The sequence below is a fragment of the Emticicia sp. BO119 genome, from assembly GCF_013912375.1.
In the GTDB taxonomy this organism is placed as follows: domain Bacteria; phylum Bacteroidota; class Bacteroidia; order Cytophagales; family Spirosomataceae; genus Emticicia.
This window is the reverse complement of record NZ_JACETV010000013.1, coordinates 62,905-78,996: the sequence shown is the minus strand read 5'-3', so window position 1 is coordinate 78,996 and position 16,092 is coordinate 62,905. Positions and strand designations below refer to the sequence as shown.

The window sequence follows — 16,092 nt, the reverse complement described above, 5'->3', positions numbered from 1 at the left end:
AAACATCTTAACTGCTTATGCAATTTCAATTAAACGTGGTTCTTTTGGTTTTGCTTCTTCTTTTTTAGGCAATGACAAGCCTAAAACTCCTTCATTATAAGAAGCCACGATTTTATCGCCATCAATTGTTTTTGGTAAAGTAAACGAACGTTTGAATGAAGAATAATTAAATTCTTTACGGGTGTACTTACCGTTGTCTTTGTTTTCTTCGCTTTCCGTTTTTTGTTCGGCCGAAATTGTCAAAACATTTTCGTGAACATTGATTTTAAAATCTTCTTTTTTCAAGCCTGGAGCTGCTAACTCAATCTTGTATTCATTCTCAGCCTCTAATACATTTACTGCAGGGAATGAATGCTGATGTGTAGGCGCTACGCGCTCAAAATCATTAAAAATGTTTTGTAATACAGATGGAAATGTTGGACCGAAACTTCTTACTAATGTTGCCATGGTTTTTATAAATTTTATCTTGTTTAACATTTATTTGCCACAACCTTGTGGCGACGTATCTATATTATCAATTTGTATACCACCACAAAAATCAAGACAAAATGGCATATATTTTTTATTTGTCTAAGAAAACAAATGACAAATTGTCATTCATTTATTTTTAAGATATGTTAAAACGTCACAAAATGGCAGAGGGAGTTGGTCAGATACCAACTCCCTCTTATCTGTAAGTAGCTATATTATCAATTCAGTTTCTTTAATAATTCTTTGGCATAGGAATTACCCGGATTTACATCTAATGATTTTTCGCAGTATTGAAGTGCTGTTTTTTTATCACCCTTCCTCTGATAAGCTTCTGCTAATCGGTAAAATCCATTATCACTTTGCGGATTAGTCGTAACAGCCCTCTGGTAATAACCAATTGCCCTGTCATAATTTTCTTTGTCAAGGTATAAACCACCCAGATTGAAATTAGCTTCATAATGTTTTGGATTCAAACGCACTACTGATTCGAGATCTGCGATGGCCCCATTTACATTACCTAATGCTGTTTTACAATTCCCCCTCTTATAATAACTTGTTTCAGGATTAATCCCTAAATTGATGCAGCGGTCGAATGCGACCAATGCTTTTTCGGTTTCGTTTCTGTTATAAAAATCCAACGCTTTTTTAAAAAGCTGCGGTGATGGAATTTTATTGACTTCCTCTTTTAAATCGCTCTCTACTGTGTCGTTACTATTATCTTCCAGTTTCAATTCAAAGCCATCAAATATTTCGACATTATTGTGAATAGCAATGGCTTTGAGTTCTTTTCCCCGCTCGATGGCAGACCCAGCCGTGTGAGCCTCTTTTTTACTGACCTCCAACTGGTATTTCCCACGAACTTTGGCAATACCTACATACTGATAATCCTGTTTTATCAATACCTCTTTCAGATGCACTATATCTTTGGGGTCGCTATCTATGAAAAAGTAATGATAGTCAACAGGTTCCAGCTCATTAAAGCCATTACTCTTCAGTTGTGCAAAAAGCGTCTGTACTTCACTGGCATGGTTACATTTCTGAGCAAAACTGGTAACCGACACTAAAGACATGGCAAAAAAGACAATAGCTATACCGCTCTTATAAAGAGATAAATTTCTAACTTTCATAATAATCATACAATTAAAAAAGACTGGTCTGTGTAAACTCCGGATAGGTATAGGGTTTAAGTACCTCAGGTGTATTGGAATCTCTCTCCGAAATCTTGCGGCTTATGGTATAAGCAGCCATTTCGTTTTCATCGAAAGGTGTGGCAAAAGAGTCAATGGTAGTTTCGTCAAACCCTTTATGAAGCCAATCCAGTTCAGTTTCCTTAGCTAATATAACGGGCATTCTTTCTTTTGAATTGTGTATGGTTGCCATTAAAGGGTTAGCTTCTGTAGTAAGAATCGAAAAAGTTTCTTTTGTTTCTCCACTCTCTTTATCTGTCCATGTCTCCCAGATTCCGGCAAGGCTGAAAATCTCTTGGTCTTTCAGATAAATATAATGAGGATACTTTTTGCCTTTGATAGTCTGCCATTCAAAAAAGCCAGTGGCAGGCACCAGGCAATGTTTTTTATGGGCAGCTTGTCTGAAAGACGCTTTTTCAAAAACGGTTTCTATACGTGCATTGGGGGTATTTTTTCTCAATTTTATAGCATCCTCATGGTTTTTTGTCCAGGAAGGTATCAACCCCCATTCCATCAGTTGAATAGTATCAGGCTCAGCCGAGGTAATTACAGGCCAAGGCATATAACTAAAAGCAATAGTATGGTACACGGGTTCTAACTTCTCCAGCTTTTTCAACTGGTTGGCTCTGTAGCGTTCTTTCAGCCTTTCAGAATCGGCTTTTAGTGACAGATGATAACACATTTTAGTAGGTCGTTTTGTGGAATTGCGTATAAAATTAAAATACTAATTTAGGCATTTATCGACTTGAGGGCAAGATTTTTAAGTCAAAATCAATATATGCAAAGCATATTAAAAGCAAAGACACCCCGAAGAGTGTCTTTACAATCCCATTTCCTGACAAATTTTCCAAACTATTCTGGGATTCCGAAGGCACGCGCAACAGCATCAAAATCAGTGTAATCTAAATTGGCTCTTGTTTGTACGCCTCCGGGTATAATAACGTAACGGAACTGCAAATTATTGGCTGGTTTGCCCGATGGCTCTAATAATTCTAAGAAATTGATAACCACCTTATCCATACTCATACCAACATTATAATTACTGATGCTCGAAGCAGTAGTTAAGGTAAACGGTAACAAAAAACTCACACTGTTGGCATTCTGGCGGCTGTAAGCTAATACTACACCTCTATCTACAATATCCTGTGTAATTTTTCCTTCAGGAATGGTATAAGTATAGTTAATTTCTGATACTTTCTGCCAGTCGCCAGCATTGGGTGTAAACCAACCCGAGTAAATCACATTGGCAGTTCCTGGATCGCCTTTATCTCCTTTTTCTCCATTAGTGCCGTTGGTTCCCTGAGCGCCAGAGTCTCCTTTATCACCTTTAGCTCCTGTGGTACCTGTCGCTCCTGTAGCACCGGCTGATCCGGTTGCACCGGTGCTTCCTGTTGCGCCGGTTGCACCGTTGGCTCCTTGAGGTCCAGCTGCTCCATCAGGCCCCTGTGGGCCTTCGCAAGCTATTATTAGTAGACTGCTAATCAAGACAAATGGAAATAGTTTTGTTTTCATGCCCATATATAGAAATGTATTTTGTTAGAATCCCTTAAAACTATCAAAATTAGTCTACAAAAAACCCTCTAAGCTTATTTCTCTCAGAGGGTTCCGGTTGTTAAATTGACTTTGGCTGTTGCATAAATCTTACCTCAAGACCTCTATCCAATTTATTCTTCACAACTTTAATGCTGACTTGTCCTGCGGGTTTAATTTTCCATACAAGTATCGGATTCTCAGATACAGGCTTACCGTAGCGTACTGAAAACAAATTACTCAGTTCTTGTTTCAAACCTTCATTTGCTTGGTCGGTGTTCATATAAATGTCTAATTCAATTCCTGAAACACGGTTCTGACTATTTCTTTCATAAAGAATATCAACGGTTTCGAGATTGTCGGTATCAAAAGAATAGCCAATATGCGAATCTTCTTCTTCAAAAAGTTCGATTGTCTCTTTCTTTTTTACCTCTTCAATTGAATCGCCAAATTTAACACCTCTTAAAAGACCTTCGCCAGTACCCATGATGGCACGAGCTAAGTTTTGCACATTGCTTGAGGCTGGTGCAGCTGGTGGGGATGGGACACTTACTTCCACTTTCTGGGTTTCTTTTGGGTTACTACAAGCAAGAATAAACAAAAATAAAACAAAAATGTAGATTTTCATGATTTTGAACTTATTGTATCAGTATTTAATCTATTATAAATATAATCTTACATTAAAAATCTCTTGTAACTGCAAAAAAAACTCTTCTTTCCCCTAAGCCGTTTAATGAATAATTGAGTCTGCCGACTACGTTATAAAATGTTACTACATCAAGTCCTAAACCGGTTCCGGCTATGAATGTATTAGCCAGACGACTATTATTTAATACCGAAAACTCATTCGTCACGTACCCAACGTCAATAAATGAATTTAAGTATGCCGCTATCGGAAAAGTATTGAATTGTTTGATTTTAAGGTATTTTTTTAAATCAAAGGTGCGGTTAAATAACTGGTATTTAAGGTTAGTTTTTACAAGTCCGTATCGTTGTCCGTCTATTACATATAGTTCATAACCTCTCACCAGGTCGTTACGGTAACCTAAGCCTAACGTTTGTAAGAAAGGTTGTTTCTTTGGAAAAGAAACTCTGCCTCGCACACTATAATTGGCGTAGAACTTCTTACCTAAGGGAATGTATTGTGTAAAACCAGCAGATAGGCTCAATAAGTTAACGTTATCACTTGGCAACAGTCCATATTTTGTAGCACCAAAGCTAACAGAATATCCATCTAAAGCATATTGCCGGTTATCTCTCTTATCATATATATATGCATAACTTGCCAGAAAATAGTTTTGTTTCTGTCGGGCATCTAACAGATAGTTCGGATTCAGTATGGCAATGGTATCGCCTATCTGTACTTGTGTATAACTTAACTCTAATTGCTGGCTCTGATAAAACCCTTTACGCTGACTAAAAACCGAATACACATATATCCGCTCTCTTTGTTTACTTTCACTCTGGAAAAACTGCAGTTTATCCTGCCAGGTTCGGTAAGCCATTGTTTTATTCATGACATACAATACCCCTACAGAAATCCGTTTGGTCAGATCTTTATCTAAATAGGGCGTTGAATACGCTATTTCAAAATTAGGTACAAAGCCAAATTCAGCTCTTAGCTTCAACTGGTCGTTATTTCCTGTCAGGTTTGAATGCTTGGTATATACGCCATAAATTGTCCGCCTTAAATCCCGTTTGCGTTCATACCACCATTCATTAAAATTACGGTCGGCCAAATAAAACACCGGAAAAGCCACAAAGTATAGACGCTCTTTTACTTCAATCTCTATATCTATCACCGAATCACTTATGTCTGTAACGGCTATATTTACGGTAATAAACAGGTTAGTATTAACAATTTTCCTACGGTCAATCTCCAATACTTCATTCAGTGTAGCTTTTTTCAGGCTATCTCCGGGTTTTACTCCTACTTCTCGCAGAATGATTTTGTCTTTTGTACGGATATTCCCTTTTATCTGTATCTGGTGAACAAATACCGAATCAGCAGCAAAGCTTTGGCAATAACACATCTGTAAAAAACAAAACAGGAAAAAGTGCTTGAATTTATTCATTCAAAAGGGGCAGGTAGGAAGTTTCGTTTGTGAACCCAAAGATGAAAGGTATTTATAATTTGAAAGCCCAAAATTAAACTATTTCTATGAAAAAAATGAGAAAACAATCAGAGTTAAATTTTACAAATAATACATGAAAGCTAAATTATTGCCATATTTACAGATTCAACCTTAAAAACCTGTTTATGGAGCGATTGTTTATTACCGAGAAAATCAGTACGCTATTACCTCGTATCAAAGAATTTGTCGTAAATGAGTTATATCCTTTAGAAACTACTGAAAATCTTACGCATAATTTCTCCTGTATAGAACCTGTTCTGCAACAGAAAAGAACCTTAGTAAAAAAAGCCGGATTATGGGGTTTGCATCTGCCTGAAGAAGACGGAGGCTTAAACTTAAGCTTGTGTGAGTTCGGGCAAATCAGTGAGATTTTAGCCATGACCCCCTTTGGGCATTTTGTGTTTAATACACAGGCTCCTGATATTGGTAATACTGAACTTATGCATAAATATGCTCCTGAGCATCTGAAAGACCAATACCTGAAACCTTTGATGGATGGTGCTATCAGAAGTTGTTTCTCTATGACTGAACCTGAGTTTGCAGGCTCAAACCCTACTCGTATGGGTACAACAGCGGTGAAAGATGGTAATGATTATTTAATAAACGGACATAAGTGGTTTACTTCATCGGCTGACGGGGCGGCTTTTGCCGTAGTAATGGCAGTAACTAACCCCGATGCAGCTCCACATAAAAGAGCCAGTCAGATACTGGTTCCTACTGATACTCCTGGCTTTACCTTGGTAAGGAATATCCCGATTATGGGGCATGCTGGGGATAGCTGGGCAAGTCATGCCGAAGTGACCTATGAGAACGTGAGAGTACCTCAGGCTAACCTGATTGGCATAGAGGGGGCGGGGTTTCTTTTAGCCCAGGAACGCTTAGGGCCGGGCAGAATCCACCATTGTATGCGCTTTATTGGTATTGCCGAACGTAGTTTTGAGCTAATGTGTCAGTATGCCGTTTCAAGAGAAATGGAAGAAGGGGTGGCATTAGGAGAGAAACAGTTTATCCAGGGTTTCATTGCTGAAAGCAGGGCAGAGATTGATGCAGCACGCCTTTTGGTACTACGAACAGCCAAAAATATAGATGAGCGGGGAGCATCAGCCGTGCGTGACGAAATATCAATGATTAAGTTCTTTACGGCTAATATGATGCTTCGGGTAATTGACAGAGCTATACAGACACACGGAGCATTAGGTATGACTAACGATATACTGTTGTCGCACTGGTATTCGCATGAAAGAGCCGCACGTATTTATGATGGCGCTGACGAAGTACATAAAACAGCCTTAGCGAGAGGTATTCTGAAAGGTTATGGTCTGGATGTCAGGAAAGGTAAATAACCTTAATTCATCAACCGAACAACAGGCCTTTTCATGCTTGCCGGATAACTCATAAATATTTTGTTGATTACCAAACGTTTTGTCCACGCTGAGGCAAATGTTACAAAACATTTCTCAACCCGGAAAAACTTCAATTATTTTTATTAAATCTTTAAAAAACACAAATATTGTCTTGTTTTTGTCGTTTTTTAAAAGGTACAGTAAGACTAAAACAATTCATCAACGGGTTTGTTGGTTACTAAACGTTTTGTTGCTAACACAACCTTTTACCATAAACGTATCGGAGGGTGTTATTATTAATTCAAAAAAATATAGTCTGTCTTTTTTAGCATAGCTTTCAATGGCAAATTAAGAAAAATCAACTGTACATTAAAATAAATACATTCTCATTTATGAAAATCTTACTATTGATATTTATATGTCCCTTACTGGCTTTGGCTCAGACTGAAAGAGAGCCATTATTTACGTCATTCGATGGCACAAAAATTCATTATGAGGTAACCGGCGAGGGCACGCCCGTAGTATTGCTTCATGGATTTATGAGTAGTAGTAAATCGTGGAAAAGAGGAGTATTGATTCAGACATTAGCTGATAATGGTTTTAAAGTGATTAACGTTGATTTAAGAGGAAACGGGGTATCTGATAAACCGCATGCTTTGGAAGCCTATCAGGATAATGCTGAACTACGTGATGTGATGGAATTAATGAAGCATTTAGGCTTCAAGAAATACCATGTAGTAGGTTATTCGAGGGGGGCGATTCTGGTTGCCAAGCAATTGATATTAGATAAACACATCATGAAAGCGGTGATTGGTGGTGCAGGTGTTGATTTCACCAACCCGAACTGGGAACGAAGAAAAATGTTTGCAGAAGCATTTTCAGGGAAAGCCCATTTATACCCTGAAACCAAAGGAGCTATTGAAAGTGCTAAAAGAAATGGAGTTGATACCCTGGTAATGGGTTATCTGCAAAAAGTACAGCCTACTACGCTACCTTCTGAATTAGCCAAAGTTAAAAAACCTGTACTTGTCATTTCAGGCGACCAGGATAGTGATAACGGAGATGTTCCTGCCTTAGCTAAAATGATACCTAATTCTACCTTGAAAACCGTTCCGGGTAATCATGGTAGCACATCAATTTCAGAAGCCTTTGCTAAGGAGATTCTGGCTTTTTTAAGAGCGAAATGATGGATGTATGACAATTTTTTTTAATTGTCATACACCTTTTGCATCCAATATTATCCTGAAAGTTGTTCCCTTATCAACCTGGGTATCTTTTACATAGAGCCTGCCATCATGGTAGTTTTCGATGATACGCTTGGCTAATGTCAGCCCAAGTCCCCAGCCTCTTTTCTTGGTACTAAAGCCTGGTTTAAATATTTTACGAAGATTACTCTTTGAAATCCCCTTACCCGTATCCATCACATCAATGGCAATTCGGTTTTTATTAAGTTGTAATACTGACACATATAATTCGCCTTTACCGACCATAGCATCTACGGCATTTTTACAAAGGTTTTCTATTACCCATTCAAATAAATGTCTGTTTACTTGTACCATGGTGTCAGTAGATATATGGCTGGCAAAATGTACTTTTACTTTAGTCGAAATTCTTCTTTCCAGGTATTTCAACGTCTGCTCTACCATTTCCACTATTTTCTCCTGACTCATCTGTGGAATAGAGCCAATATTTGAGAAACGGGTAGTAATGGTTTCAAGCCGCTTCACATCTTTTTCCATTTCATCGCCTATACTTGCATCAAATTCAGGGTTTCCTCTTAATACTTCTACCCATGCCATCAGAGCCGATATAGGTGTACCTAACTGATGGGCCGTTTCTTTTGCCAAACCTACCCATACACGGTTTTGCTCAGCTTTGCGTGATGAACTATAAGCGATATAGGCCAAAGAGCCAAAAATCAGAAAAGTACCTAATAGAATATAAGGGAAATACCGCAGTTGCTTTACTACTACCGAATTGCTGTAATAGACATATCCTTTATCCTTGCCAACTACAAACTCAATGGGAGGGTGTTCCTGCCCCATTTCACCTACCACAGCATACTGGAAATTAAGTTTTTCCTTTTCAGTCCATTTCATATTTTTATCTTCCAGTTCAGGGATATTCTGAGAATACTGCGTAGGTCTACCATTCAAAACCATAATCATTGGTACTGTTTCATTAGCCTCCAGCATTTCCTGCACATATGTATAATCGCACGTGCTATTAAGGCTTTGCTCAACCGTAAATTTAATCCCTTCAGCATAGAGTCTGGCGTATTTCTTTTCTCGATCTTCAAGGGTTTTACCTAACTGATTGAAATAATACAAAATGCCGATACCTATAAGTAGCAATATAATAATTGCAACAAACCGCCAACCTGTAATCTGCTCATAGATATTTACAAACACCTCTCGTCGTGCCATGAAGAATTAGATTTTAATATAGTTTTTGGATAAAGGTGTATCTTTTTTGTCAATAAATGGTAACTGAATTTATTTATCTGCAAAACCAAAATTAGCAGTTTAATTTGTTTTCATTCAATATTTACTTAACAACAATTAAACGTAAGAAATCTATTTTAATGATATATTTGAATTGATAAGATAAGTTTTTTAGCTTTAAACCTAATATACGTATCATGAATATTAAATATAAAGATACATTTTAATCATTTTTGTATCTCAGGCTCCTCTCCACAAACCATATCTGAATAGTATTCACACAAAATAAGAGATTTTATCTGCTTTTATTGTCGGCGTTTTTCAGGTATTTCTGAGCAGATATTTCTCTTCAATTCTTAGAATTACTTTTAATCCTTATAACCTAAATATGGCGTATGAAAAATTATACTTTCTGGCTAAAGGCCGCTTCAATTATGCAGTTTCTTACTGCTATTGTTCATTCAATCAGTCTTTTTACTGATCCTATTCCTGAGAATGATAAGGAAAAGGAGTTATTAGATTTAATGGGCACCTATAAACTCGATTTCGGTGCCGGATTTCACCGAACAATGAATGAAATAATGACACCGTTGAGTGCTTGCCTTTCTTTGCTTTGCTTATTGGGCGGTCTTATTAACTGGTATATACTTCAGAAAAAGGTTAGTTCTGAGGTGGTAAAAGGGATAATCACTTTTAATTTAATCGTTTTTGGTATCTGTTTTGGTCTCATAATGGTTTATGCTTTTCTTCCTCCTATTATTATGACAGGATTAATTTTTGTATTCTTAGGGGTCTCGCTAATTACAGTACCTAAAATTCATTAAGATTATGGCTAATATTTTTCACTATTTCCCTATTAATGCTTCACCTGAAAAAGTATTTGAGACTATTTCAACACCTGAGGGTATCAACAATTGGTGGAGCATAGAATCGAGAGGTACAACTGGGTTAGGCGAAGTGTACGAATTTGTCTTTGGAGAAGAATACCACTGGGCAGGGGTTGTTTCAAAATACAATCCCTGTACTGAATTTGAGCTGACTTTTAACAAATCTGATGATGACTGGGATGGTAGCAAAGTAGGTTTCTGGCTGATAGATAAAAACACCTATACTCAAGTAGAGTTTTACCATACCGGCTGGCCGGAAGCTAACGAGCATTATAGAATCTCGAACTATTGCTGGGCGATGTACTTAAGGCTTTTAAAGCGATTTATTGAATATAATGAATTTGTTCCTTATGAATTGAGGCTTGAAGTATAAAAGCAAATACTTGTCCTTCTTTATTCTACTGATTTCTATTGATTTGCTGATAGAAAAACAGAAGCCTGCACGATTGTTTTCATTTTTCACTATTTTTGCAATTATTATCGATATTTAATTGCTTTATATGCCTGCCTACCATGTGCCCGTTATGCTCAAAGAATGCCTCAATGGCCTTCATATCAAGCCCGATGGCGTTTATGTAGACGTAACATTTGGTGGTGGCGGACACTCAAGAGCCATTCTCGAACACCTCACCACTGGTAAACTCTATGGTTTCGATCAGGATGCTGATGCCAAAGCAGAATCTAAACTGATAGAAAATAAAAATTTTAGCTTTGTTGATGCCAATTTTCGTAATCTCAAGCAATATCTGCGTTTATTTGGCGTAAAAAAAGTAGATGGTATTTTAGCTGATTTAGGTATATCTTCCCATCAGATTGATACACCTGAGCGCGGTTTCTCAACAAGGTTTGATGCCGAGTTAGATATGCGCATGAATCAGAACGCTGATATTACAGCCAAAAATATCGTAAACGAGTATCCGGTGGAACAACTGCACAAAATTTTAGGCATGTATGGCGAAATACAAAATGCCCGCACAGCCGCACAGGCCATTTATACGGCCAGATTAAACAAAAGCATAGAGACTATCAACGATCTGAAAGGTATCTTGCAGAAGTTTACACCACGTGGTAAAGAAAACAAGTACTTTGCGCAGGTGTTTCAGGCTTTGCGCATTGAGGTAAATCAGGAAATGGCTGTGCTGGAAGAATTTTTGCAACAAACACCTGACGTATTGGCGGAAGGAGGAAGACTGGTAGTAATGTCTTACCATTCATTAGAAGACCGACTGGTGAAAAATTTTATCAGAAGCGGGAAATTTAGTGGAGAGGTAGAAAAAGATTTTTTTGGAAATGATTTAAAACCCCTGGAAGCCGTTAATAGGAAAGCAATAGAAGCCACAGAAGAAGAAAGACAACTGAACCCAAGAGCCAGAAGTGCGAAATTGCGTATTGCGGAGCGTATAAAATAAGTGAATGAGATGGTAAAAGTAAGTGTAATGGTTCTGACGTATAAGCACGAAAAATTCATTCGTAAGACGCTGGATTCCATTCTTAGCCAGAAAGTAAACTTCAGATATGAGATATTGGTAGGGGATGATGCCTCGCCTGATAATACACAAGCCATTATTAAGGAATATCATCAGCAATACCCTGACATTATTGTTCCGATGCTCCATGAGAAAAACCTCGGTGGATTCGGAAAAAATAATACACTAAGAGCATTAGAAAAAGCCAAAGGGCAATACATTGCCCCTATGGATGGTGATGATTACTGGACTGATGACAGCAAACTACAAAAAATGGCTGATTTTCTGGATACTCACCCGGATTATGTGGCCTGTTTTCATAATGCCGAAATCATCTTCGACGATGATTCTCATCCGAACCAATTTGTAAACCCACCGGATCAAAAGGAAATAGTAACTGTAGAAGATTTTATCGGAGAAGATGAAGTTTGGTTTATTGCCACCTCGGCTATTCTGTTCCGTCATGGGGTTATTAACCATTATCCTCAATGGTTTCATGAGTCTAAAAGCGGTGATATTCCTCGTTATATTTTATTGGGTAAAGGAGGTGGTAAGTTCAGGTATATGAAGGAGGTAATGTCGGTCTATCGCAAAAACCGCAACAGTGGTATGAGTTTTACAGACGGATATGCCGATGCCGAGTTTTTGAAAAATCGCATAGGGATGTACAAAGGCATTGACCATGAGTTGAACTATCGTTTCCATGAAACGCTCAATAAAAACATTGCCCGATATTATCGAATGATGTTGGATAGCAAACAATATGTCGATAAATACTTCAAGCAGGTGTCAGCTGCTATTCAGTATCTCCGTTTAGGAAAGCCATCATCAGCCATAACCAAAGAAATTATACGAGAGTATATCTTCCCTAAATGGTTGAGTAAGACTTATAGTTTTTTTGCTTTACTACCCCATCGCATTAAAAATAACAGCTAAAACCGCCACATATGAAACACCCCAAAGTCAGTGTTTGTATTCCTACTTATAACCATGAGCAGTTTATCCGTCAGACGCTTGACGGAGTGCTGATGCAGAAAACTGATTTTGAGATAGAGATAGTGATTGGTGATGATGCTTCGACTGATAATGCTCCCGCTATAATACGAGAATATGCAGAGCAGTACCCTCATCTTTTTAATGCTTTTCTACATGAAGAAAACCAAGGACCCAAAGAACCTAAAGAATTTGCCGGGCGTAATAATGTTTTGATGCTATTAAAAGCCTGCAAAGGTGATTATGTAGCACTATGTGAAGGTGATGATTACTGGACGGATCCATTAAAATTGCAAAAGCAGTTTGATTTCATGGAGGCCAACAAAGGCTATATGATTTGCCATCATAATATGAAAGTGATTTATGAGGACAAGTCTCCTGAACATTTTTTTAATGAGCCAGACCAAAAGATACACTCAACAATAAAGGACATATTAGAAGACCGCTGGTTTATTGCTACTGCCAGTACTTTCTACCGTAATTACTTCCGCAATCATGATTTTGCTGACTGGCATAGCAGAGCCGCCGCAGGAGACTGGGCGATGGTGATACAATTAGCGGCACGTGGAGACATTCATTATATTCCTGAAACGATGGGCGTGTATAGAAAACATCGTGGGGGTTTGAGTAATATACAATCTGTGACTAATGTGGGTTTTCTGAAAAACCGGAAACAAATGTTTATGGATGTAAACGAATGGCTTGATTATGCATACGATGCAACCGTTAAGGAAACTTTAAGCCGATACGACGAACAAATTGAAGCATAGGAGCGTAATTTTTCCTAATTTTGTAGCACAACCGATTTTTTGAATAGATACCCTCAAAAGATTAAGAGGTTTATTGTATGAAAATTACCATTGTTACTCCACTTTTTAATGACTGGGATTGTTTGTATCAGCTTATCGAACAGATTCGATTAGTGCTGACGCCTACTAAATACAATGATTACCGGATATTAGTGGTTGACGACTGCTCAAGCCTGGAAGTAGAAAAAGATAAACTGAAAGGGCATCCCATCGAAGTTTTACATCTGAATAAAAACCTCGGCCACCAGAAAGCTATTGCCATTGGGTTGTCTTATCTGAATGCTCATTCTAATGATGATTTTTTTGTGGTAATGGATAGCGACGGCGAAGATAAACCTGAACATTTGCCTATACTGCTTGATGAAGCATCTGGAAATGGAGGTAAGGAAATCCTTTTTGCACGCCGTACCAAAAGAAAGGAAAGCTTCCTCTTTAAGATTTTCTACAAAATTTATAAATATGCTTTTATTTTCCTGACGGGGAAAGTGATTAACTTCGGCAATTTTTCGGTGATTCCTAAGAAACTTTTAGATAAGGTTACGCACGTTTCTGACATCTGGAACCATTATCCTGGTGGCATTATCCGTTCGCGGCTTTTATATAAATCAGTAGGTTTAGAGCGTGGTACAAGATATACCGGCAAATCCAAGATGAATTATACTTCTTTGGTAATACATGGGCTGAGTGCTGTAGCGGTTTATATTGATACGGTTTCTGTTCGGCTATTAATTGCTATTTCATCGCTTATTCTGGTTGCTATTGCCGGCATTATTACAGTATTTATTTATAGCAGCTATATTCCCAGCTGGGCAGTGCTGATATTTTTCGGTATATTAATGCAGGCTTTTTTAAGTGCTTTAATATTGGTTTTTACGGTTCTCTCCTATCGGGTAAATTTTAATTTTCTTCCGGCAGCGCATTTTCAGGATTATGTCGAGTCTGTTGAGAAATTCTGATAATCCTAAATTGATTGCACAAACACATTGACTTTTAAATGAAAAATAAAGCAGGTATATTTTTTCTGATTTTAGCGCCAATCATTGCATTTTATATTTTTGTAGAGAAAAATGCTTTTAATATTGGCTGGAACGACGACTGGCACGGTATTGAAGGATTTTTAGCCAGTTGGATGCAACAAACCACTTTTGGCGAAAAAATAGAATTGCTGTTTTCGCAAATGTGTGAACACCGCATTATTTACGTAAGATTAAGCACGCTACTTTGTTATAACCTTTTTGGCGAAGTAAATTATAAAATACTTATGCTGATGGGTGTATCTTACCTTTTGATTCTACCCTTTGTTTTCTATCGTTTACTGAAAGAAATTAATGCCGGACTTGCTTATCTTGTGCCAGTTATATTTATTATTTTCAATACTCAACCTATTGAGAATATTTTCTGGGCTATTACTTCTTTACAGCCGAACACGGTTATTATTTTCGGGCTCCTGGGTTTTTGCTTGCTTCTTTTTAATAAAAAAGGATGGGCTTTTTATCTGGCCAATGGGCTGTTTTTCTTAGCTATGTTTACCAATGGTAATGGGATGTTTTCATTTCTGGCCGCCATACCTTTGGTTTTATATGCACGCACCAAAAGCGAAAAAATACTGTATCTGGTTATTGTCATTTTAAGTTTCTGGTTATACTTTCACGATTTTAAGAAGCCGGGTATCAGACCTGATGTAATGGTGAATATAACCCAATACCCACATATTATCTTAGGTGATTTCTTTGCTTTCTTTGGCTCACCGATTGATAGTACTGTGCAGGTTTATGATATTACCGTTAAGCATGTTATAGCTATTGTAGTGGGTTTGGCCATGATAGGCTGGTTGGCGGTACTACTATTCACTTTCCTATATTATCGTTTCTGGCCTAAAGCGAAAAAGAATATGCACAACTGGTTTTATCGGTTGTACGAGAAACTATTACAATATCCGAAATTCAATCTTTATTTATTGGCGGCTTTTGTTTTTGTGGCTTTGAGTGGTGCTGCGTTTTCAGTTTCGAGAGCAAGCCAGGGCTTAGAGCAGGCCTTTGCCAGTCGTTATAAAACAGTATCCATTATTCTGTTTATTATTCTCTATCTGAGTTCATTTAATATTTTGCCTGTTAGTCAATGGAAAAAATATCTGCGGATTTCAATTGTGGTAACCTTACTATTTAATCTTTTTTCTTATTACGAAAGCTGGGACGATGTAGAGAACCGACGCCGTTTCTTTGGAACTACTATCCTGAACTGGAAAAACAATGGTCGTTACTACTATTATGCGTTTGAAAACTCCCGGAATCCGGATGACCACGCGCCTATTACACAATATCAGAAGTTACCTATCCCTCCATATAATTATGCTGGCTTTGTGCCAGGTGTGATGAAATATGTCAATGATATACTCTGGATTAGCAGGGTACATTTCAAAAACTATACCCCTCCGGCGGAAATCGATGTAATGAATAAAGCTTTGTACGAAAATCAGGTAACGAATACAGGTAGCGAAACAGTAAAAGTAACTGATGGCTCGAATACATTCCATATAGAATTGGATAATGTTTTTGTTCCATTCGGAACCCGCTATGATGGGTATTATGCCATTTTCAGCAATGGTAAAAATCGTCTGGCATTCCCTTTGGAAACACAGGCTAATAAGTTTACCAACTTTATAAGTACACGGAGATTCTACAACAACAGGATTGATGCCATTGTAGCCAAACCGGATTTACCAAGTGGACAATTCAGCATGAAAATCGGCAAGCTGGAAAATAATCAGTTTAAAGTCATTAAAGAACAAACAATCAGCATTCAATAGATAAACTAAATAATAGCCTTC

The 16,092-nt window shown here is 37.7% G+C and carries 16 protein-coding genes; 9 read left to right on the top strand and 7 right to left on the bottom strand.

Annotated features, from left to right (window positions below; translation table 11 throughout):
* Nucleotides 1-15: 15 nt before the first annotated feature.
* From H1R81_RS26275 to H1R81_RS26250, 6 genes are all read right to left on the bottom strand, one after another.
* A complete protein-coding gene (locus H1R81_RS26275; RefSeq protein ID WP_181843737.1) occupies nucleotides 16-447 on the bottom strand; it encodes an Hsp20/alpha crystallin family protein in 432 nt (143 codons plus the stop codon).
* Between the two features lie 242 nt (nucleotides 448-689).
* The gene (locus tag H1R81_RS26270) at nucleotides 690-1,598 is read right to left on the bottom strand and encodes a tetratricopeptide repeat protein (RefSeq protein WP_181843736.1); all 909 of its coding nucleotides are present in this window, start codon (nucleotides 1,596-1,598) and stop codon (nucleotides 690-692) included.
* Nucleotides 1,599-1,611: 13 nt separating this feature from the next.
* Nucleotides 1,612-2,340, bottom strand: a complete 729-nt coding sequence (locus H1R81_RS26265; RefSeq protein WP_181843735.1) for an SOS response-associated peptidase — start codon at nucleotides 2,338-2,340, stop codon at nucleotides 1,612-1,614.
* Nucleotides 2,341-2,510: 170 nt separating this feature from the next.
* The gene (locus tag H1R81_RS26260; RefSeq protein ID WP_220275323.1) at nucleotides 2,511-3,170 is read right to left on the bottom strand and encodes a collagen-like protein; all 660 of its coding nucleotides are present in this window, start codon (nucleotides 3,168-3,170) and stop codon (nucleotides 2,511-2,513) included.
* A gap of 100 nt (nucleotides 3,171-3,270) precedes the next feature.
* On the bottom strand, nucleotides 3,271-3,816 hold the full coding sequence (locus H1R81_RS26255) for a hypothetical protein (RefSeq protein WP_181843733.1): 546 nt from the start codon (nucleotides 3,814-3,816) through the stop codon (nucleotides 3,271-3,273).
* Between the two features lie 52 nt (nucleotides 3,817-3,868).
* A complete protein-coding gene (locus tag H1R81_RS26250; protein ID WP_181843732.1) occupies nucleotides 3,869-5,263 on the bottom strand; it encodes a BamA/TamA family outer membrane protein in 1,395 nt (464 codons plus the stop codon).
* A gap of 185 nt (nucleotides 5,264-5,448) precedes the next feature.
* Here H1R81_RS26250 and H1R81_RS26245 point away from each other — a divergent pair, with 185 nt between their 5' ends.
* Both H1R81_RS26245 and H1R81_RS26240 read left to right on the top strand, forming a co-directional pair.
* Complete coding sequence (locus H1R81_RS26245) at nucleotides 5,449-6,666, top strand: acyl-CoA dehydrogenase family protein (protein ID WP_181843731.1); 1,218 nt, start codon at nucleotides 5,449-5,451, stop codon at nucleotides 6,664-6,666.
* Nucleotides 6,667-7,058: 392 nt separating this feature from the next.
* Entirely contained in the window at nucleotides 7,059-7,853 is a 795-nt protein-coding gene (locus tag H1R81_RS26240; protein WP_181843730.1) for an alpha/beta fold hydrolase, read from the top strand.
* A 27-nt stretch (nucleotides 7,854-7,880) separates the two neighbouring features.
* Here the strand turns inward: H1R81_RS26240 and H1R81_RS26235 are convergent, their stop codons facing one another.
* Complete coding sequence (locus H1R81_RS26235) at nucleotides 7,881-9,092, bottom strand: PAS domain-containing sensor histidine kinase (protein ID WP_181843729.1); 1,212 nt, start codon at nucleotides 9,090-9,092, stop codon at nucleotides 7,881-7,883.
* 413 nt (nucleotides 9,093-9,505) lie between these two features.
* On the opposite strand from H1R81_RS26235, the gene H1R81_RS26230 reads away from it, so the two are divergent.
* The 7 genes from H1R81_RS26230 to H1R81_RS26200 all read left to right on the top strand — a co-directional run bounded on the left by H1R81_RS26230 (nucleotide 9,506) and on the right by H1R81_RS26200 (nucleotide 16,071).
* Nucleotides 9,506-9,934, top strand: coding sequence for an LIC_13387 family protein (locus H1R81_RS26230; RefSeq protein WP_181843728.1), 429 nt, complete (start codon nucleotides 9,506-9,508; stop codon nucleotides 9,932-9,934).
* Nucleotides 9,935-9,938: 4 nt separating this feature from the next.
* Nucleotides 9,939-10,370, top strand: coding sequence for an SRPBCC domain-containing protein (locus H1R81_RS26225; protein ID WP_181843727.1), 432 nt, complete (start codon nucleotides 9,939-9,941; stop codon nucleotides 10,368-10,370).
* Between the two features lie 127 nt (nucleotides 10,371-10,497).
* On the top strand, nucleotides 10,498-11,406 hold the full coding sequence (gene rsmH, locus H1R81_RS26220; RefSeq protein WP_181843726.1) for a 16S rRNA (cytosine(1402)-N(4))-methyltransferase RsmH: 909 nt from the start codon (nucleotides 10,498-10,500) through the stop codon (nucleotides 11,404-11,406).
* Between the two features lie 9 nt (nucleotides 11,407-11,415).
* Nucleotides 11,416-12,399, top strand: coding sequence for a glycosyltransferase family 2 protein (locus tag H1R81_RS26215; protein WP_181843725.1), 984 nt, complete (start codon nucleotides 11,416-11,418; stop codon nucleotides 12,397-12,399).
* A gap of 11 nt (nucleotides 12,400-12,410) precedes the next feature.
* Nucleotides 12,411-13,226, top strand: coding sequence for a glycosyltransferase (locus tag H1R81_RS26210; RefSeq protein ID WP_181843724.1), 816 nt, complete (start codon nucleotides 12,411-12,413; stop codon nucleotides 13,224-13,226).
* Between the two features lie 77 nt (nucleotides 13,227-13,303).
* A complete protein-coding gene (locus tag H1R81_RS26205) occupies nucleotides 13,304-14,221 on the top strand; it encodes a glycosyltransferase (RefSeq protein ID WP_181843723.1) in 918 nt (305 codons plus the stop codon).
* A 38-nt stretch (nucleotides 14,222-14,259) separates the two neighbouring features.
* Nucleotides 14,260-16,071 carry a hypothetical protein gene (locus H1R81_RS26200; protein WP_181843722.1) on the top strand — a complete coding sequence of 604 codons (1,812 nt, stop codon included), beginning with the start codon at nucleotides 14,260-14,262 and terminating at the stop codon, nucleotides 16,069-16,071.
* Nucleotides 16,072-16,092 lie beyond the last annotated feature (21 nt).